17 protein-coding genes and 1 tRNA gene are annotated in these 19,399 nt (G+C 68.1%); 9 read left to right on the top strand and 9 right to left on the bottom strand.

Features of this window, described 5'->3' with window-relative positions; genetic code table 11:
• Positions 1-131: 131 nt before the first annotated feature.
• Entirely contained in the window at positions 132-431 is a 300-nt protein-coding gene (locus tag ACSSVZ_RS08475) for a hypothetical protein (RefSeq protein ID WP_453969368.1), read from the bottom strand.
• A 188-nt stretch (positions 432-619) separates the two neighbouring features.
• On the opposite strand from ACSSVZ_RS08475, the gene phaC reads away from it, so the two are divergent.
• Both phaC and ACSSVZ_RS08465 read left to right on the top strand, forming a co-directional pair.
• Positions 620-2,428 (top strand): class I poly(R)-hydroxyalkanoic acid synthase, encoded by a 1,809-nt coding sequence (phaC, locus tag ACSSVZ_RS08470; protein WP_453969367.1) that lies wholly within the window; start codon positions 620-622, stop codon positions 2,426-2,428.
• A gap of 260 nt (positions 2,429-2,688) precedes the next feature.
• Positions 2,689-3,198 carry a DUF2165 family protein gene (locus ACSSVZ_RS08465; RefSeq protein WP_453969366.1) on the top strand — a complete coding sequence of 170 codons (510 nt, stop codon included), beginning with the start codon at positions 2,689-2,691 and terminating at the stop codon, positions 3,196-3,198.
• An 84-nt stretch (positions 3,199-3,282) separates the two neighbouring features.
• Here the strand turns inward: ACSSVZ_RS08465 and argC are convergent, their stop codons facing one another.
• Complete coding sequence (gene argC / locus ACSSVZ_RS08460) at positions 3,283-4,335, bottom strand: N-acetyl-gamma-glutamyl-phosphate reductase (protein ID WP_453969365.1); 1,053 nt, start codon at positions 4,333-4,335, stop codon at positions 3,283-3,285.
• 130 nt (positions 4,336-4,465) lie between these two features.
• Positions 4,466-5,443, bottom strand: coding sequence for an agmatinase (speB, locus tag ACSSVZ_RS08455; RefSeq protein ID WP_453969364.1), 978 nt, complete (start codon positions 5,441-5,443; stop codon positions 4,466-4,468).
• A 228-nt stretch (positions 5,444-5,671) separates the two neighbouring features.
• On the opposite strand from speB, the gene ACSSVZ_RS08450 reads away from it, so the two are divergent.
• Positions 5,672-7,285: an APC family permease gene (locus tag ACSSVZ_RS08450; RefSeq protein ID WP_453969363.1), complete on the top strand. Its 1,614-nt coding sequence runs from the start codon at positions 5,672-5,674 to the stop codon at positions 7,283-7,285.
• Between the two features lie 220 nt (positions 7,286-7,505).
• Here the strand turns inward: ACSSVZ_RS08450 and rpsI are convergent, their stop codons facing one another.
• The 3 genes from rpsI to ACSSVZ_RS08435 form a co-directional block, all read right to left on the bottom strand.
• Complete coding sequence (gene rpsI / locus ACSSVZ_RS08445; protein ID WP_453969362.1) at positions 7,506-8,000, bottom strand: 30S ribosomal protein S9; 495 nt, start codon at positions 7,998-8,000, stop codon at positions 7,506-7,508.
• Positions 8,000-8,464 carry a 50S ribosomal protein L13 gene (rplM, locus tag ACSSVZ_RS08440; protein WP_453969361.1) on the bottom strand — a complete coding sequence of 155 codons (465 nt, stop codon included), beginning with the start codon at positions 8,462-8,464 and terminating at the stop codon, positions 8,000-8,002. Before rplM ends, rpsI begins: the two co-directional genes overlap by 1 nt.
• Positions 8,465-8,706: 242 nt before the next feature.
• Positions 8,707-9,129, bottom strand: coding sequence for a PaaI family thioesterase (locus ACSSVZ_RS08435; RefSeq protein ID WP_453969360.1), 423 nt, complete (start codon positions 9,127-9,129; stop codon positions 8,707-8,709).
• Positions 9,130-9,354: 225 nt separating this feature from the next.
• Here ACSSVZ_RS08435 and ACSSVZ_RS08430 point away from each other — a divergent pair, with 225 nt between their 5' ends.
• Entirely contained in the window at positions 9,355-10,188 is an 834-nt protein-coding gene (locus ACSSVZ_RS08430) for an enoyl-CoA hydratase (RefSeq protein WP_453969359.1), read from the top strand.
• 41 nt (positions 10,189-10,229) lie between these two features.
• Positions 10,230-10,754 (top strand): CoA-binding protein, encoded by a 525-nt coding sequence (locus ACSSVZ_RS08425; protein WP_453969598.1) that lies wholly within the window; start codon positions 10,230-10,232, stop codon positions 10,752-10,754.
• Between the two features lie 108 nt (positions 10,755-10,862).
• On the opposite strand, the gene ACSSVZ_RS08420 is transcribed toward ACSSVZ_RS08425, so the two are convergent.
• A complete protein-coding gene (locus ACSSVZ_RS08420; RefSeq protein ID WP_453969597.1) occupies positions 10,863-12,080 on the bottom strand; it encodes a glycerophosphodiester phosphodiesterase family protein in 1,218 nt (405 codons plus the stop codon).
• Positions 12,081-12,386: 306 nt separating this feature from the next.
• Here ACSSVZ_RS08420 and ACSSVZ_RS08415 point away from each other — a divergent pair, with 306 nt between their 5' ends.
• Positions 12,387-13,670: an O-acetylhomoserine aminocarboxypropyltransferase gene (locus ACSSVZ_RS08415; protein ID WP_453969358.1), complete on the top strand. Its 1,284-nt coding sequence runs from the start codon at positions 12,387-12,389 to the stop codon at positions 13,668-13,670.
• A gap of 112 nt (positions 13,671-13,782) precedes the next feature.
• Here the strand turns inward: ACSSVZ_RS08415 and ACSSVZ_RS08410 are convergent, their stop codons facing one another.
• A complete protein-coding gene (locus ACSSVZ_RS08410) occupies positions 13,783-14,892 on the bottom strand; it encodes a COX15/CtaA family protein (protein WP_453969357.1) in 1,110 nt (369 codons plus the stop codon).
• Between the two features lie 186 nt (positions 14,893-15,078).
• Here ACSSVZ_RS08410 and ACSSVZ_RS08405 point away from each other — a divergent pair, with 186 nt between their 5' ends.
• Positions 15,079-15,294: a DUF2842 domain-containing protein gene (locus ACSSVZ_RS08405; RefSeq protein ID WP_453969356.1), complete on the top strand. Its 216-nt coding sequence runs from the start codon at positions 15,079-15,081 to the stop codon at positions 15,292-15,294.
• A 54-nt stretch (positions 15,295-15,348) separates the two neighbouring features.
• On the opposite strand, the gene ACSSVZ_RS08400 is transcribed toward ACSSVZ_RS08405, so the two are convergent.
• Positions 15,349-16,716 carry a hypothetical protein gene (locus ACSSVZ_RS08400; protein ID WP_453969355.1) on the bottom strand — a complete coding sequence of 456 codons (1,368 nt, stop codon included), beginning with the start codon at positions 16,714-16,716 and terminating at the stop codon, positions 15,349-15,351.
• 176 nt (positions 16,717-16,892) lie between these two features.
• On the opposite strand from ACSSVZ_RS08400, the gene ACSSVZ_RS08395 reads away from it, so the two are divergent.
• Positions 16,893-16,969 (top strand) — tRNA-Pro (locus ACSSVZ_RS08395).
• 141 nt (positions 16,970-17,110) lie between these two features.
• Positions 17,111-18,580: an O-antigen ligase family protein gene (locus ACSSVZ_RS08390; RefSeq protein ID WP_453969354.1), complete on the top strand. Its 1,470-nt coding sequence runs from the start codon at positions 17,111-17,113 to the stop codon at positions 18,578-18,580.
• Positions 18,581-19,399: the final 819 nt, after the last annotated feature.

Genomic DNA, 19,399 nt, shown 5'->3' with positions numbered 1-19,399 from the left:
TGGTTAACGGTTCATGGGGCGCGCACCATAGTCGGCAAAGCTTGCCTGCGCATCCCCTTGATGGGGCGCCCACCGCGAATTATCTCCGCCGGCGTGCGGGTCCTGCGCCCCGACGCAATCTCGGCCCCGCCTCAGAAGTTGGCGCGGGCCTTGGCCGATTCCCGCTCGGCCTCCAGATCCGTCTGCAGCTGCACCTGCTCGGCGGCGGTCAGCGGCGTCCCCTCCACCTTCACCGGATCGACGAGCGGGTTCGGATACCCGTTGTCGAGCACGGCCTTACCGGTGGTGGGCGACGGGATCGCCGGCGCGCTCTTGGCACCGATCAGCGGCGCGCCGGGCTGGCTGGAACACCCGGCGAGCGTGGCCAGCAGAAGGGTGCCGGCCAGGACCGCCGGCATCGCGGACAGAACGTTCGGAAATTTGATCACCATGGCGCAGGCTTTGCACTCGCCTCAAGTTGTACAGACCGACATGATCTGGCGTAGGATTTCGTCCATGCGGGAGGAAAGGACGGCATCGGTGCGATCCGTTCGATTCCCAGGATGCACGTCACGCCCGGGCCACACCCGAAGCCTATCCATGAATGGCCCATTCAGAGACGCCGGGGAAGATACGCCCTATGGACGATAAACGACCCGACCCGATCCTGCAGTACATCGTCAACAATCCGGAGACCTTCGCGGAGAACCTGGCGCGCGTCCTGGAACAGGGCGGCAAGGCCCTCGCCGCCTATCTCGAGCCGATCGAGAAGGGCGCGGTCAAGCCCGACTATGGGGACGAGATCAACGACTGGGTCAAGACGCTGTCGCACGTCGGCCAGTACTGGCTGTCCGACCCGTCGCGCGCCATGGACGCCCAGAACCGCCTGTGGACCGGCTACATGGCGGTGTGGAACTCGACCCTGAAGCGCATGGCCGGCGAAGACGCCGCGCCGGCCGCCGCACCCGATCCGCGCGACAAGCGCTTCAAGGACCCGGAGTGGTCGGAGAACAATTTCTTCGACTTCCTCAAGCAGCTCTATCTGGTCACCAGCCGCTGGGCCGAGGACCTCGTCGACGGCGCCGAGGACATCGACGAGCACACCCGCCACAAGGCGGAGTTCTACATGCGGCAGCTCGCCAACGCGCTGTCGCCCTCCAATTTCATCCTGACGAATCCCGAGCTGTTGCGCGCCACCGCCACCTCCAACGGCGAGAACCTGGTGCGCGGCATGAAGATGCTGGCCGAGGACATCGAGCGCGGCGGCGGAACGCTGCGCATTCGCCAGACCACGCTGGAGGGCTTCGACGTCGGCACCTCGCTTGCCACCACGCCCGGCAAGGTGATCGCGGAGAACGACATCCGCCAGCTGATCCAGTACGACCCGACCACGGAGACGGTGAAGCGCAAGCCGATCGTCATCGTGCCGCCGTGGATCAACAAGTTCTACATCCTCGACCTGACGCCGGAAAAATCCTTCATCAAGTACATGGTCGATCAGGGCTACACGGTGTTCGTGGTGTCCTGGGTCAATCCCGACGAGAAGCTCGCCGAGAAGACCTTCGAGGACTACATGCGCGAGGGGATCCTGGAGACCTTCGACCTGGTCCAGAAGGCCACCGGCGAGGAGAAGATCGACGTCATCGGCTACTGCGTCGGCGGCACGCTGACCGGCGTCACCCTCGCCTACATGGCCGCCACCGGCGACACCCGTGCCGACACGGTGACGTTTCTCGCCACCCAGGTCGACTTCACCCATGCCGGCGACCTGAAGGTGTTCGTCGACCCGGAGCGGCTCCTGCTGCTGGAAGAGCGCATGCGGGAAAAGGGCTACCTGGAGGGCGAGCGCATGGCCTCCGCCTTCAACATGCTGCGCTCCAACGACCTGATCTGGCCGTACGTGGTCAACAACTACATTAAGGGCCAGGAGCCGTTCCCGTTCGACCTGCTCTACTGGAACTCCGATTCGACGCGCATGCCGGCCGCCAACCACTCGTTCTACCTGCGCCAGTTCTACCTGGAGAACCGGCTGACCAAGGGCGAACTCTCGATCGGCGGGGTGCCCGTCAGCCTCGGCGACGTGAAGATCCCCGTCTACAACCTCGCCACCCGGGAAGACCACATCGCCCCTGCCCGCTCGGTCTACGAGGGCTCGCGCTTCTTCGGCGGCGACGTGCGCTACACGCTGGCCGGCTCCGGCCACATCGCCGGCGTGGTGAACCCGCCCGCGAAGAACAAGTACCAGTACTGGTCCGGCCCGCCCGTCGAGAGCGACTTCGAGAGCTGGATTGAGAAAGCGACCGAGCACCCCGGCTCCTGGTGGACCGACTGGGAGGCGTGGATGGAAGAGCACGCCCTCGGCGACGACGTTCCCGCCCGCAAGCCCGGCGGCGACGCCTTCAACCCGATCGAGGATGCCCCCGGCCGGTTCGTCAAGGTGCGCTACTAGGTCTTTCTGCGGCGACGCCGGTCGATGCTGCCGGCCGCTCCCGCCGGATGGGTGCCCGATCCTGCGCGCCCGACCGGCCGCACGGCGGAGTTGATCACCACCGCCCATCTGGAGCATCGTTGCGCCATGCATGACCGCGCATCGCGCACCAGCGTGACGCAGATCGCAGTCTTTCGGGGCGCGGCGTGCTCGACTGTGGACGCGGCCTTCGCGCACGCAGCCGTCCAGGGCCGTCGAACGAGCTGAATTGGGGTGGCGGGATGATACTTCTGAGGGTCTCAAAGGTGGTTCTGACGGCCGGGCTGGCGCTGTTCGCGTTCCTCGTCACCTTCGGAAACCTGACCGACTACGGCAGCAACTGGATGTTCATGCACCACGTTCTGGCCATGGACACGATCTTTCCCGACTCGACCGTGAAATGGCGCGCCATCCGGAGCGAAGAGGCGCAGCGCACGGCCTATGCGCTCATCATCCTCGCCGAGGGCCTCACCTGCCTCGCCTTCGTCGTCGCCACCTTCATGATGGCGCGCGCGGTGACGGCCTCCAAGGCGGCCTTCCAGCGCGCCAAGTCGTTCACCGCCGTCGGTGTGATGCTCGGCTTCTTCACCTGGTTCGTCGGCTTCATGACGATCGGCGGGGAATGGTTCGCCATGTGGCAGTCGGAGATCTGGAACGGACAGGAGGCGGCGTTCCGCTTCTACATCACCATCCTGGTCGCCGGCATCTACGTGCTCGTCGACAACGACGGCGAACGCGCCCAGCACCTCTGACCGCCGGGAGAGGTCCCGTCTCTCCCGGATGCGTCCTGGCAACGCCCCCGAACGGGCCGCACGCCCGTCGGGGGCGCGCAGGCATTACGGAAACAGCGCGATCTGCTCCAGCCCCGCCGTCTCCGGCAGCCCCATGATCAGGTTCATGTTCTGAACCGCCTGGCCGGAGGCGCCCTTGACGAGGTTGTCGAGGGTGGAGACCACGATGGCGCGGCCGGGCCGCCGGTCGGCGACGACCCCGATCTGCACCATGTTCGAGCCCCGCACGTGCCGCGACTGGGGCACCTGCCCGAACGGCAGCACCGTGACGAACGGCTCGTCGGCGTAACGCCGGGTGAGGATGTCGTGCATGCCGGCCGCGTCGAGGCTGTCCGCCGCCCGGACGTAGATGGTGGCGTAGATGCCCCGGTTCATCGGCGCCAGGTGGGGCGTGAAGCTCGCCTTCACCTCCCGGCCGGCGGCAACCGAGAACTCCTGGTCGAGCTCCGCCATGTGCCGGTGCTCGCCGACGCCGTAGGCGTGGATGCCTTCGGAAACCTCCGAGAACAGCATCCCCTCCTTGGCCGCCCGCCCCGCTCCGGTCATGCCGGTCTTGGCGTCGATGACGATCTCGTCCGGATCGATGGCACCGGCTTCCAGCAGCGCGATGATCGGCAGCTCGGCGGTGGTGGTGTAGCAGCCCGGGTTGGCCACCAGCCGGGCGCCGCGGATCGCCTCCCGGTGCACCTCGACGAGGCCGTAGACCGCCTCCGTCTGCAGCTCCGGCGCCTTGTGGGGGTGGCCGTACCACTCCGCGTAGGCATCCAGATCGGCAAGCCGGAAATCCGCCGACAGGTCGACGATCTTCAGGCCCGGCTTGCGGGCGAGGAGGTCGGCGATCACCGACTGGGTGGTGCCGTGGGGCAGCGCGGCGAACACCGCGTCGATGGCGTCGAGGTCGATCTCCTCGATCTTCTGGAGCTGCGGCAGCGCCACCCCGGCGAGCTGCGGAAACACGTCCGCCATGGCGCGGCCGGCCTTGCTGTCGGCCGACAGGGCGGCAATGCGAAAGTCCGGATGCCGCAGCAGCAGCCGGACGAGCTCCGCGCCGGTGTAGCCGGACGCGCCCAGGATGGCGACGTTGATGGTCTTCGACATGGATGGCCTCCTCGAGGCGGTGCGCCCGTGCGGGCGCCAGAAGGAATGGTCTGGACGAGATGTGCGCGGAGCGGGTGCGCAGCCGCCGAAAAGGCCCTCCCTCCGGGAGAGCCGGTCCCGCAAACGGACCTCAGGCGGCCGGCGCACCCTCGTGTCGTCGTCGCTCGGCGTACATCCCGATATAGGACATCGCAACCGTCGCCGCCGCGATCGCGGTGATGTCGGCGTGATCGTAGGGGGGCGCGACCTCGACCACGTCGCCGCCGACGAAGTCGACGGAGCCGAGCCCGCGCAGGATCATCAAGGCCTCCCGGCTCGACAGCCCGCCGGCGACCGGCGTGCCGGTGCCGGGCGCGAACGCCGGGTCGAGGCAGTCGATGTCGAAGGTCATGTAGGTGGCGCCAGCGCCGACGCGCGACAGGATCCGCTCGGTCACCGCGGCACAGCCGAGCCGGGCCACCGCGTCGCCGTCGATGATCTCGATGCCGCACGTCTCCGGCGCGTGCGTGCGGATGCCGATCTGGATCGACCGGGCCGGGTCAACGATGCCTTCGCGGACGGCGCGCGCCACGAAGCTGCCGTGGTCGATGCGGCCTTCCCGGTCCGGCCAGGTATCCTGATGGGCGTCGAACTGGACGAGCCCGAGCGGGCCGCTGCGCGCCGCATGCGCCCTGAGCAGCGGCAGCGTCACGAAATGGTCGCCGCCGAGGGAGAAGAGATGGCACTTTCGGTCGAGAATCGCGGCGGCCTGCTTCTCGATCTCTCCCGGCGCTTCCGTATGGAATCCGAAATCCAGCGCGCAGTCGCCGTAGTCCACGACGGCGAGCGTCTCGAACGGGTCAGCGTTGAAGGGATACTGCGGATCGCCGTCGAAGATCGCCGAGGCCCGCCGCACGGCCTGCGGCCCGAAGCGCGCGCCCGGCCGATTGGAGACCGCACTGTCGAACGGGATGCCCCACACGGCCAGATCCACCCCGCCGAGGTCGCGCGTCAGCCGCCGGCGCATGAACGACGTCACGCCCGCGTAGGTCGCCTCGTGGGATCCGCCATGGACCGACGTGCCCAGGAAGGCATTGTCGGTCGGCCGTGGCAGCGATTGGTCGGCCATCTGAACGTCTCTGCGCTCCGTCGGGCAAAACTCGCGCACCATGTAGCGGCTTTGCCCGGGATCGACAACGCCATGCAACCAGAGTGCTGCACGGGCCATGCTTTTTCTGGCGATTGAGGCCGTTGCAATCCTGACTGCGAGCCTGAATCCGCGTACGGTCGCCCGCAGGGGCTTTCAGTATTCGGGCGCCGGCATCGCAACAAGGCCGGTCACACGCGGGGGGATGGCATGCACCATATGAAGCGCGAGATCGGCCTCATCGGTCTCACCTTCGTGGCGATCAGCGGCATGATTGGATCGGGCTGGCTGTTCGCCCCCCTCCAGGCAAGCCAGTACGCGGGTCCCGCGTCGCTGATCTCCTGGGGCATCGGCGCCATCGCGATGCTGCTCCTCGCCGTCACCTTCGCCGAAATCTCCGCCATGCTGCCGGTGCCCGGCGGCATCGCCCGCGTTCCCCAGTTCAGCCACGGCAACGTGGTCTCCATCGCCATGGGCTGGTCGGCCTGGGTGGGCTACAACACCACCGCGCCGATCGAGGTCGAGGCGATGATGCACTACCTCGCGCCGCACGCCAGCTGGCTCTACGTCGGAGCCAACCAGGATCTGTCCGCCTGGGGCGTCGCCATCTGCACGGGGCTGCTGCTGGTCTTCACCATCATCAACGCCGTCGGCGTGAAGTTCTTCGCCTACCTGAACTCCACCCTCACCTGGGCCAAGCTCGGCATTCCGCTGATCCTGGCCGGCATGATCATCGCGACGATCTTCGACAGCGGCAACTTCACCAACGTCTCCACCGGCGGCTTCGCGCCCTACGGCATCCAGGGCATCCTTGCGGCGGTGTCGAGCGGCGGCGTCATCTTCGCCTTCATCGGCTTCCGCCATGCCATCGACATGGCCGGCGAGGCGAAGAACCCGAAGTTCACGATCCCTGCGGCGCTCATCCTCGCTGTCGCCATCGCCTTCGTGCTCTACACCCTGCTGCAGACCGCCTTCATCGGCGCCGTACAGCCGGGCGAACTGGCCGGCGGCTGGAGCAAGCTGTCGCTCGGGCACGAACTCGGCCCGATGGCCGCGATCGCGTCGGCCATCGGCATGTTGTGGCTGGTCAGCCTGCTCAACGTGGGTGCGGTGACGTCGACGTTCGCCGCCGGCCTTGTGTCGTCCGGCTCGAACGGCCGTCTGGCGCTGGCGCTCGCCCAGAACGGCATGTTCCCGCGGATCTTCCTGGAGATCTCCAACCGCGGCGTCCCGCTGCGGGCCCTGCTCCTCAACTTCGTGGTCTCCTCGCTGTTCTTCATCATCATGCCGTTCAGCGAGATCATCGCGCTCAACGGCGCGGCGATCGTGCTGTCCTTCATCGTCGGGCCGATCGCCGTGGTGGCGCTCCGCTCGCTGCTGCCCGACCAGGCGCGCTCCTTCAAGGTGCCGGCCGTCACGCTGACCGCCGGCGCCGCCTTCGTGGTCGCCACGCTGGTCGTCTACTGGAGCGGCTGGGACACCATCTGGCGGCTCGGACTGGCGCTGGTCGCCGGCTTCATCTGGTTTGCGGTCGGCCGCTGGGGCGTCTCCCGCGACAACAAGATGGAGCTCGATCTCCGCGAGGCCGTGTGGCTGGTGCCCTACCTCGCCGGCATCGCCGTCGTCTCGCTGCTCGGCCACTTCGGCAACGGCCTCGGCATCATCCCGTTCGGCTGGGACCAGCTGCTGATCGTCATCCTGGCGATCGGCTCGTTCCGCTACGCGCTCGTCTGCAAGCTCAGCCAGCAGAAGTTCGACCGCTACATGGAAGAGGAAAAGATCTTCGAGCGCGCCGAGTACGACGCGAAAGACATCAAGGCCTGAGCGCCCTCTCTGGCGGGGCGGCCCGACGGGCCGGCCCCGCGGTCCTCGGATCCATGGGCTCGGGCCATCGCCGGCTCGAGCCATCTGCGGCCAGCCGCGCGCGGCCCATGACCGGCACAAACGAAAAACCTGCACAAACGAAAAACCGCCCGGACCGGAAGGTCCGAGCGGCTGGCAGAGGCAGGCCTGCGCGGCGGGCCGCGCAGGCGAAAGGCTGAACTCAGCGCTTGGAGAACTGGAAGCTGCGGCGCGCCTTGGCCCGGCCGTACTTCTTGCGCTCGACCACGCGCGAGTCGCGGGTCAGGAAGCCGCCGCGCTTGAGCACGCCGCGCAGTTCCGGCTCGTAGTAGGTCAGCGCCTTGGAGATGCCGTGACGGACGGCACCGGCCTGGCCGGAGAGACCACCGCCGGACACCGTGGCGACGACGTCGAACTGGCCGTCGCGGTCGGCGGCGACGATCGGCTGGCGCAGCACCATCTGAAGGACCGGGCGGGCGAAATACGCCGTGAAGTCCTTCTTGTTGATGACGATCTTGCCAGTGCCCGGACGCAGCCAGACGCGGGCGACCGCGTCCTTGCGCTTGCCGGTCGCATAGGCGCGGCCATAAGCGTCGAGCTTCTGGACGTGAACCGGGGCCTGCTCGATCTCCGCAGCGGCGCCTTCGCCGCCGAGGGCCGATCCGAGCTCTTCGAGAGACTGAAGCTGATCGGACATTACGCTTCCCTGTGGTTCTTGGTGTTCATCGCGGCAACGTCCAGCACCTCGGGCTTCTGAGCCTCATGGGGATGGTCGGGACCGGCATAGACGTGCAGGTTCTTGAACTGCTGACGCCCGAGCGGACCGCGGGGGATCATCCGGCGGATGGCCGCCTCGACCACGCGCTCCGGGAACCGGCCCTCGATGGTCGCACGCGCGGTGCGCTCCTTGATGCCGCCCGGATAACCGGTGTGCCAGTAGTACTTCTTGTTCTCGTACTTGCGGCCCGTCAGACGCACCTTCTCGGCGTTGACGATGATGACGTTGTCGCCGCAGTCGACGTGAGGCGTGTAGATCGCCTTGTGCTTGCCGCGAAGCCGGTTGGCCACGATCGACGCGAGGCGGCCGACCACGAGGTCGGCGGCATCGATCACGATCCAGCCCTTGACGACTTCGGCCGGTTTGACCGAGGGAGTTTTCATTGCATTACCCTTCCTGGATCGACCTCGTCTCCGGATCGGCCGAACACGGATTGACCTGAAACCTGTCTCGTCGGTGAAAGTCCCTCTCAGCGGACGGCGCGAGCGCCGACCGTCCAGACGACGGACGTTTCATGCGAGTGGGCGCTGACATAGGCCGCTTCTGCGCGCGCGTCAAGCCACCTCCGCGCCAAAACATGCCTTAAAAACAGAAGCTTGTGATTATGGTATCGGGATACCGCAAGTCAGGGCGTCGGCGGCAGCGAGTAGGTCATCACCACATGTGCCGCCGGCTCGGACGCAAGGTCGCTGCGCATCTCGCAGGTGATCACGGCGAGCCGCTTGCCGGACTTGATCACCTGGCACTCGGCGACGATCGCATCCGTGGCCTTCATGGACCTGAGAAAGTTGATCGTCAGGTTGGTCGTCACCGCATGAATGGCGCGCGGATAGATCGACAGGAGCGCGACATAGGCGGTGGCGTCGGCCAGCATCATCATCGTCGGGCCCGAAACGATGTCGCCGGGGCGCAGATGGTCCGGCGTCGGCACCAGCCTGCAGATCGCCCGCCCATCCTCGGCGAGGTCGACGGTGCAGCCGCGGTCCGGCCCGAACACGGCCGGAAATTCCCGCGCCAAGAAGTCAGCGATCTCGCCGGCCGTCTGCATCTGTCTCTCCTGTTCGATCCCGCCGACGTTCTGGGCGAACCCCGGCGCGCGCGCAACCAGGGCGGGACCGCATCGCCTCAGCCCCCGCGTCGAAGCCCCTCACCTGCACGCGGCGCGCAACATATTGCAACCGTCGCGGTTCCGGGGCACCGTCGGTGAAGCGGCAGCGCGGGCGTGGGCACGGTCCCAACCCGACGCCGGTTCCGCGAACAGGGAGCGAAGTTCATGAGTGCGCACCCACAGGCGAAAGAGGCGGGTCTCGGAACCGATGACGCGCTCGTCCGCGAGGAGACCGACGGGCACGTCCGCCGGCTGACCCTGAGCGACGTCCGGCGCCGCAACCTGCTGACCATCGACATGATGACCAGCCTCGAGGCGGCGCTCCAGCGGGCGGCCGAGGACGACGACGTGCGCTGCGTGGTGATCGCCGGCGACGGTCCCGCCTTCTCGGCCGGCCACGACCTCAAGGCGATGACCGCACGCTACGGCGACGCCGACGGCGGACGCGCCTATTTCCAGGCGCTGTTCGACCAGTGCTCGGCGCTGATGTACGGCATCGCCCGCAATCCACGCCCGATCATCGCCGAGGTGCGCACGGTGGCCGCCGCCGCCGGCTGTCAGCTCGTGGCGGCCTGCGACATGGCGGTTGCGGCGGAGGGCGCGCGCTTCGGCACCACCGGCGTCACCTTCGGGCTGTTCTGCTCGACGCCGATGGTGCCGCTGTCGCGGGTCGTCGACCGCAAGGCAGCGCTGGAGATGCTGATCACCGGCGACCTCATCTCCGCCGACCGCGCCGAGCGGATCGGACTGGTCAATCACGTGGTTCCCGAGGATCGGCTGACCGAGGAAACCATGGCGCTTGCGGCCCGGGTGGCGACAAAGTCCCCGCTTGTCCTGAAGATGGGCAAGGAGGCCTACTACGCCCAGATCGAGAAGGGCCTGAAGGACGCCTATGCCCATTGCTCGACGGTGATGGTCGACAACCTCCTCACCCGCGACGGGCACGAGGGGCTGACCGCGTTCGTCGACAAGCGCGATCCGGTCTGGGAAGGACGCTGACGTCGACGATGGATCATTCCCCCGACCAAACGCCGCCGTTCGTGAACCACGACCGCTATCCCAACGGCTACATCAGGACGGTCCTGCAGTCGGTTTCGACGATCGCCGTCGTCGGTGCCAGCGACAACCCGATCCGGCCGTCGTTTCTGGTGCAGAAATACCTGCTGTCGAAGGGCTACCGGGTGTTTCCGATCAATCCCGGCAAGGCCGGCCAGAAGATCCTCGACCAGACGGTGCACCGGTCGATGGACGCGATCATCGAGCCGATCGACATGGTGGACATCTTCCGCCGATCCGATGCGATCCCCGCCGTCGTCGACGAGATCCTCGCCCTTCCCCGCCGTCCGAGCGTCATCTGGATGCAGCTCGGCATCCGCCACGACGCGGCGGCCGCAAAGGCGGAGGCCGCCGGCATCACCGTCATCATGAACCGGTGTCCGAAGATCGAGTACGCGCGGCTGTCGGGAGAGATCTCGTGGAGCGGCGTTAACTCGCGCCAGATCTCGGCACGCCGTCCTTCGCTCATGGAGGGCGTGCAGCACCTCGGGCTCAAGGACGAAACCTGACGCGCTCCCGCGCGCGCCCGCACCTGACCGCCCGGTACAGCGAGGATCGGAAACGAAAAAGGCGGCCCGACGGGGCCGCCTCGTTCCGGACTTGAGACCTCGGGCCGATCAGAGGCCGACGCAGTTGGCGTAGTAGGTGACCGTCGCCGGCCAGTCGGAGAACACCCCGACCACGCCGACGTCCTGGGCGAGCACGTCGAGGACGACGTAGTAGTCGGCATCGGAGTGGATCGCGTCGGTGATGGAGTTGAAGTACCAGCCGCCGCCGTTGGCCAGCGGGCCCGAGCGCTCCAGCGACCAGGTGATGAGCTTCAGGCCGGCCTCGTTCGCCGCATTCGCGTAGTCGGACGGGACGATCTCGCCGTTCGCGTCGACGTCGAGCAGCATGTTGAAGGACGGCGCCAGATACTTCACGCCGAGGGCGGCGATGTCGGCCGGGCTGTGCTCCCAGGTCGACGGGTCGGCGCCGTCCCAGCCGTCGGCCGGCTCGACCAGATAGACCGCCTGCTGGCCGAACTCCGGCTCGTTGGCGACCCAGTACTTGATCACCTCGAGATTGAACGACTGCGGGAAGACGTCGGACGCCGGGACGCCGGCCGCCTTGTACTCGTCGATGAGCTTCTGCGCGTAGTCGTCCATGGTGAAGCCGTCGAACGGCATCTCCACGGCCGGGTCCTTGAGCTCCGGCGTGAACTTGGCGCCGAGGCTCTTGAACAGCTCGATGGACTCCTTGTGGGTCAGGAGGTGCGCACCGTCGGCGTATTCGGTCGTGCGGTAGGAGGGCACGCCGCCGAGAAACGCTTCGGCCGTGGTCGCCGTCGTGTCGGAGGCGTCCATCTTCGGCGACAGGGTCTGGAACTCGGCGAGCGTCAGGTCGGAGGTGCGGCACTCGGCAGCGGCCTTGCCGCCGTCGGAAGCCGGAGCGAACGGCGTGGTGCACTTCTCGGCAAGGTCGGACACGACGATGTTCGTGGTCGTGTGCAGGTCGTTCTGCGCGTGGCGGCAGACGAGCTCCTTGTCCTTGGTGAAGGCCACGTCGCACTCGAGAATGCCCGCACCCTGGCGGGCGGCGGCCAGGTTCGACTCGACGGTGTGCTCGGGGAACTGAAGGGGCGCGCCGCGATGGCCGATCGAGAAGGTGCTCCGCGCCGGCGTCTGCATGGAACAGGCGGCGAGCTTGTCCTTCAGCTCACCGTCCGGGAGCTTGTCGATCAGGTAGAAGGGCCGCACGCCGTAGCTCAGCGGCGTTTCGCCCGCAGGTTGGGCGAGCGCTCCCATGGGCGTGAGCGCGATGGCGGCCGCAATCGCGGCAAGTCCGAGTCGCATCATGTCGTGTCTCCGTCTGAACAGGATCCTCGCGGAGACGATCTGCTCGAATGGCGACGGTTGCCCGACGGTTTTGTGAAGTTTCGATTGCAGCCGAGTACCGATCCGCCTTCCACCGCCCGGCGATGAGGCCACGCTTCGACGGAAACGTCGTTCTCCAACGCCCGCTCCGGCGGCAACGGCATGCCCCCGATCCAGCGCCGGACGGCGACAATCGCCTTTGACCCGGCGCCGGGCATGGGCGACAACATCCCACCTGCCGGCCGTCTCCCTGAAGCGGCCGCAAGCAGACAGGGAGGAAACCAAATGACCGACGCGCACGAGCCCGGATTCTCGACGCTCGCCATCCATGCCGGCGCCCAGCCCGACCCGACCACGGGCGCACGGGCGACGCCGATCTATCAGACGACCTCGTTCGTCTTCGACGACGTCGACCATGCCGCCTCGCTGTTCGGCCTGCAGGCGTTCGGCAACATCTACAGCCGCATCACCAACCCGACGGTGGCGGTGCTGGAAGAACGCATCGCCGCGCTCGAAGGCGGCACGGCCGGCCTGGGCGTCGCCTCGGGCCATGCCGCCCAGATGCTGGTGTTCCACGCTCTGATGCAGCCCGGCGACGAGTTCGTCGCGTCGCGCAAGCTCTACGGCGGCTCGATCAACCAGTTCACCCATTCCTACAAGAACTTCGGCTGGAACGTCGTGTGGGCCGACCCGGACGACGTGGCGTCGTTCGAGGCGGCGATCACCCCGAAGACCAAGGCGATCTTCATCGAATCGATCGCCAACCCGGGGGGCGTCGTCGTCGACATCGCGGCGATCGCCGACATCGCGCGCCGGGCCGGCGTGCCGCTCATCGTCGACAACACGATGGCGACCCCCTACCTCACCCGCCCGTTCGAGCACGGCGCCGACATCATCGTCCACTCGGCGACGAAGTTCCTCGGCGGCCACGGCAACTCCATCGGCGGCCTGATCGTCGACGGCGGCACCTTCGACTGGTCCCGCGACGGCCGCTATCCGATGCTGTCGGAGCCGCGCCCCGAGTACCAGGGCATGGTGCTGCACGAGACGTTCGGCAACTTCGCCTTCGCGATCGCCTGCCGCGTTCTCGGCCTGCGCGACCTCGGCCCGGCCCTGTCGCCGTTCAACGCCTTCCTGATCCTGACCGGTATCGAGACGCTGCCGCTGCGCATGCAGCGCCACTCCGACAACGCCCAGAAGGTGGCCGAATACCTCGACAGCCATCCGGCCGTTGAGTGGGTGAGCTATCCGGGGCTGCCGGGCGACAAGTATCACGAGCTGGCCAAGCGCTACTGCCCGAAGGGCGCCGGCGCGGTGTTCACCTTCGGCCTGAAGGGCGGCTACGAGGCCGGCATCGCGCTCGTCTCGAACGTGAAGCTGTTCTCGCATCTCGCCAACATCGGCGACACGCGCTCGCTGATCATCCACCCGGCGTCGACCACGCATCGCCAGCTCTCCGACGAGCAGAAGGTCGCCGCCGGCTCCGGGCCGGACGTGGTGCGCCTGTCGATCGGCATCGAGGATGCCAACGACATCATCGCCGACCTGGACCAGGCGCTGGCGCGCTAGCTCCCTGTTTCCCGCATCGGTCTGGTCAGCCCGACCGGACTGCGATCCAGGCCCCGGACGGCAAACGCCGTCCGGGGTTTTCTTTTCTAAAGCAATGACTTGGCCGGAATGGCTAAACCTCGACCGCGGATCGGCCCGGCGCGGTCAGTCCCGAAGCCGCCGCGGCGCCCGTCTCCGCCGTGGTCCAGCGGGCGTGGACGACGGCCGCCCACAGGACGATCGCCGCGGTGAACTGGTGGAGCAGGCCGAGTTCCAGCGGAACGACGGTCAGCAGCGTGGTGATCCCGACCACCGCCTGGAACACCACCAGCCCGGCAAAGATCGCCGTCCGGCGCGCCGCGCGCGATGCCGGCGCCTGGCGGCGGACCAGCCACCCTTGAAAGACGGCGAAGGCGAGCAGCACGTAGGCGACCAGCCGATGGTCGAACTGGACGGTCAGCGTGTTCTCGAACGCATTGATCCACCAGGGATCCTGGAACAGGAGGCCGGAGGGGATCAGGGCCCCGTCCATCAGCGGCCAGGTGTTGTAGACCATGCCGGCGTCGAGCCCGGCGACCAGCCCGCCGAGGAAGATCTGCAGCAGCACCAGAACGACGCCGACCCTGGCCGTCGCTCGCAGCCCCGCCGGCAGCGGGTCGAGGCGCCCCACGCCGCGGATCCTCAGGCTCTCGGCGGTCCACACGATGGCCGCCAGGATGATGCAGGCCAGCGTCAGGTGCGTCGCCAGCCGATACTGGCTGACGTCGACGCGGTCGACCAGGCCCGAAGCGACCATCCACCAGCCGACCGCTCCCTGGAGCCCGCCGAGGCAAAGGAGGCCGACCAGGCGCGGCTTCAGCCAGCCCGGCACCTGTCCGCGCGCCCAGAACCACACCATCGGCAGGAAGAACGCCACGCCGATGAACCGGCCGAGGAACCGGTGGCCCCATTCCCACCAGAAGATGTTCTTGAATTCGTCGAGGCTCATGCCCTTGTTGATGAGCTGGTACTCGGGAATCGTCCGGTATTTGGCGAACTCCTCCTGCCATTCGGCTTCGCCGAGCGGCGGGATGACGCCATGGATCGGCTTCCATTCGGTGATGGAGAGGCCTGAATCGGTGAGCCGGGTCGCCCCGCCCACCACGATCATCAGGACGATCAGCGCCGCAACGCAGAGGAGCCAGACGCGGAGGGCCGCGGGTGGCCGCGCCGGCTGCGCGGAAGACAGGCTGCTATCGGACATTGGCCGCCAATTCGCCGTGGGAACTGATCGGCGATATAGAACACCCGGGCGGGATGACCGCAATCTTCACCGGCGACTGCGTCCACCGGACGCAGAGGCGGATCGCTTCAGACGCGCGATGTAACGCGACGACCCGAGACCCCCGCCCGGCGGGACATCCACGATGGAAGGCACGCGGACCCGATCATGAGCCAGAACATTCGCAAGCTGATCGGAACGGCCGTGATGGCGGTCTTCGTCATCGTCTACGCGCTGTTCGCCATGCTGCTCGGCGCGACGTTCGTCTCCAGCTCTTCCACGCTCGTGCAGACGATCTTCTACGGGATCGCCGGCCTGGCCTGGGTCATCCCCGCCGGCCTCCTGATCCGCTGGATGGCGAAGCCCGATCCCGGCATGCAATAGCCGGCGAAGGCCGGCGCCCTCGGCCCGACGATCGGTCAGGTCATCCGGCGGAAATCAGACCAGGTCGATGGAAGCGGTGCCGGGGTCGAGCGGACAGAGCAGCGCGTCGGCGATGCCGCAGGCCGTCAGCCGATCGAGACGCGGCCAGATCCGCGAATCGGCGCGATGCGCGACCAGCAGGGCGACGGCGCCTTCATAGGCGGTCGTCTCAAGCGGATCGGTGTCGCTCGTTTCGTCGGCGAGAATGATCAGCAGGTCGTAGGCCGCCTCGAGCGCCGCGATCGCCTCGTGTCCGGCGACCGTTTCGCCGATGCCTTCGGCGGCAAACCCCTTCGCCATGAAATGGACGCCCGAGGAGGCATTGCGCACGATCGCCGCGTCGCAGGACACCGAGCCGGCGGCGAAATCGCGGAAGCCGGCGCGGATCGTGTCCGCCGAGGCGGCGAGATCGTTGGCGAGATCGAGAATGAGGGCGCGACCGCCGGAGCGGGCCACCTCGGCGGCGAGGTTGCTGGCGAGATGCTGACGGCCGGCGCGGGTGCCGGTGACGACGAGCCGCTTCGGCGCCTCCTCACGGGCGGCGAGCGCCTGCCAGACGGCGGTCGACAGCGCCTCGTCGTGCAGATTGCTGCCGATGCGCCGCGGGAAGCGGTCGCGGTCGCTGGCGCGGCGGGTGACGATCCACTCGGCGCCGGCCGAGGGCAGCGACGCCGTCACCGGCATCGTCGGGGTGCGCACCCTGAGCGTCCCCCGCCCCTTGCGGTGGAAAGCGGCGGAGGCGGCGATGCCGAACATGAACATGCCGGCGATGCCGAGCGTGGCGGGATCGAACCGGGAGACCGTCTGGACGGTGCGGCTGGTCACGCGGACGGGCGAGTTCGCCCCCAGGGCCGCTTCGAGCCGGTTGGAGAGGTCGTTGGCAAACGCGCCGGCGGCATCGGCCGCGATCGTGGCATCGCGTGCCGTCACGGACACCACCAGCGTCGTCCGGCTGGTGGCATCGACGGCGAGGCGGCGGGACAGGCCGGCGATCAGCCGCTCGTCGGACGAGCGGGCGGGCGGGGCGATGAGCGCACCGAATCGCGCGAAGGGGTCGGCCGGCGACAGCGCCGGAAGCGCCGCCCGCAAGCGGTCCTCCCGGTGATGACGGCCGAGCTCGGTCAGCGTCGCTTCCTTCAGCGCGGCGGACTGGGCCAACGGCGCGATCGCCAGCGCATCGAGGCTCGCGGGGGCGCCGGGCGCAATCCACAGGCCGATCTCGGCGCGGTGTTCGGTCGGAGAGGTAAGCGCCGTCGCGGTCGCGAACAGGGCGGCAATGCCGAGGACGGTCAGCCCGATCGACGGCAAGCGGCGAAGAAGCCCCGCTGTCGGGCGGTGCACGTCGCTGGATGCGGTATCGATGGTTTCTGACGGGCGGCGCATGGCAGCGTGATGTCCTCCACGCCCGCATCGTCGCTCATAACCGTAAGGCCTCCGTTAACGGGGTCGGCCGGATCCGACCGAACCGCCGCTTTTTGCCGATTTATCGGGACGCGGCCCGTGCGACGCCGTTTGTCGCTTGAACCGGCGCCGTCAAACGGATACCTAGCGAGCACCGTCGGAGCGTAGCGCAGCCTGGTAGCGCGCCTGCATGGGGCGCAGGAGGTCGTGGGTTCGAGTCCCGCCGCTCCGACCACTCCCCCCACCAACTCTCATCTGCCAAGCCCACCTTAGCCCCTTTCGGGATTGCGCGGCGGCGACGCCGCTGTTGGCGGGCCTGCGACGATCGACTACCTTCGGCGCCGTCGTCGTCACGTTCATCAAGGGCCACGGGCCGATGCGAACGCGCCCTGCCACCGGCCCCTCCCCGTTCCTGAAGCCACCGGCCGCCGGTCGCGCGCCCTCGCAGACGCGGATGATCTCCGCCGGCTCCGGCGCCCCGTCGTCGCCCCGGGTGCGCGCCTCGCAGCGCCTCGATGTGCTGATGACCTGGCTCGCCACCCTGCTGCTCGTGGCCCTGCTCATCTACGAGCTGGTCGGCATCTATCCGTTCGTGCGGCTGGAGGCGGGCAGCGCCGGGGTTGCCGACGGCGATGCCAGGCGGCGCCTCATCCTGCTCGCGATGTTCGCGGCCGGCCTGCTCCTGTGCGCCGCCCGGCCGCGAGAGGCGCTGCGCCTGGCGAAGGCGTGCTGGCCGATCCTGCTGATCCTCGGGCTGATGGCCGCATCGGTGCTCTGGTCGCGGTTCCCGCACCTCACGCTCCGCCGCACCATCGTCTACTGGATCTATCTGGTGATCATCGTCGGCGTGACGGTCTGGATCCGGCCCGCGCCGCGCCTGCTCGCCGTGTGCGCGGTGACCTGCGCGATCGCGCTGGCACTCGATCTCGTCGCCACCGCGGTGGTTCCGGGCCGCAGCTGGACGCCGATCGGGCTGGCGGCCCTCCATCTCCACAAGAACATGGCCGGCAGCTTCGCGTTCATCGCGCTCGCCTTCATCGGCCCGCAGTTCTTCGTCGCGCGGTCGACCATGATGCGGCTCGCCATCATCGGCATGGTCGCGGCCGGTATCGGCTTTCTGCTGCTCACCCAGTCGAAGAACAGCATCGGCGCCTTTGCGATCACCTGGCTTGCCATCCTGCCGACGCTGGTGCTGCTGAGGTCGGGACGCGGCCCGGCCGCGCTGATCATGGCGCTGCTGGCGAGCGGCCTGGCCCTTGCGTTCGTGCTCAGCGGCGCCCTCGACTGGTCGTTCAGCACGTGGATCGAACTCGGCAGCGGCGACGCGAGCTTCACCGGCCGCACCGATCTGTGGCGCGTCGCGCTCGGCTACATCAACCAGGCGCCGCTGGTGGGTGACGGCTTCGGCGCCCACTGGAGCGTGCCCGACGCCGCGCACCCCCTCCTGGACAAGGTCGGCTGGTGGTCGGGAAACCACCAGCTGATGCTGCGCTACAACCAGTCCCACAACGGCTACCTCGACCTCGCCGTGCAGCTCGGACTGACCGGCATTGCGCTGGTCCTCGTCTACCTCGTGGCCCTGTTCGCGGCGCTTGCGCGCGTCTTCCGGCTCACCCCCGGCGACCGACGCCACCTGGCCCCGGTCTACGGGGTCGCCTGCCTGATGATCGGCATCCTCCTGCTGAACACCCTCGAGAGCAGCCTGTTCTTTCCGGCATCCTCCGCCGGGACGATCCTGCTGCTGCTGTCGGTTCTGGTCTTCGACTGGAGTGCCACCCTCACCCGCGCGCGGCAGAGCCGGCAGCCGCGGGTCTCCTCCGCACGAGCCGCTCCGTCGCTGCGCTGACCTTTCGTGCGCGCGCTCCGGCCCGCGTCACCTCCCCGTCATGCGGCTGTGGAATTGTCCGCACCGTCCGCTCGGCCATGCGATCGACGGATCGATCGCGTGTCTGCGCAACTTGGACGGTGGGGCTGGGGGCCTTCACCGTCTTTTTTTGTGCTTTTGCGGCGCTTTTTGCGGGTTTGCTTGCGTGGCCGGGCGTCCGCGCACCGCGGTGCTGCGCCCGCGCTCCGCCGCCCTTCTCTTGCCCGAAGCAGGCTCAGCGCGTGCGGTCGAGGAGCCGCTTGCACTCCAGCAGCTCGAACAGCGCGGCCTGGAGATCGCGCACGTCCTCGCGGGACAGCGTGCCGTCCCCCTTGCCTGCCGCCGGCTGGTGGGGCTCGCGCTTCAGGCGGTCCAGGAAGCGGAATCCGGAATGATGCGCCTCGGGCTCGGGTGTCGGCATTTCATCCTCGGCCAGGATCCCCTTGGGAAGCGGTTCCTCCGCAGCGTCCCGCTCCGCCTCGCGGGCGGCCGCCTCGTCGCTCGGGCGAATCCGCGCCTCCGGCCTGACCGAAGGCGCCTCGGCCCGGCGGGGGGCGGCAGCGGCCGGGGCCGATGGCGGAGGCGTCGGTTCGACGGGAGCGGACGTCATCGGCGGATCCTTGCGGCGCCGCTTCGCGTACGCGGCCGGCTGGAAGTCGTCGTCATCGATGCCGTCGTCGCTCGCCTTGAGCGTCGCCTGGCGCGGTTCCCGGCCGGGCGGCTCGGACGCACGGTCGGGGTGCGCGTCTGAAAAGGGGAAGAAGGCCTGGGCCTCGTCCACCGTCTCGCGGAAGCGCGCCG

The sequence above is a fragment of the Amorphus sp. MBR-141 genome, assembly GCF_053628695.1.
The sequence above is the reverse complement of the archived record's forward strand: the minus strand, read 5'-3'. Positions and strand labels throughout refer to the sequence as shown.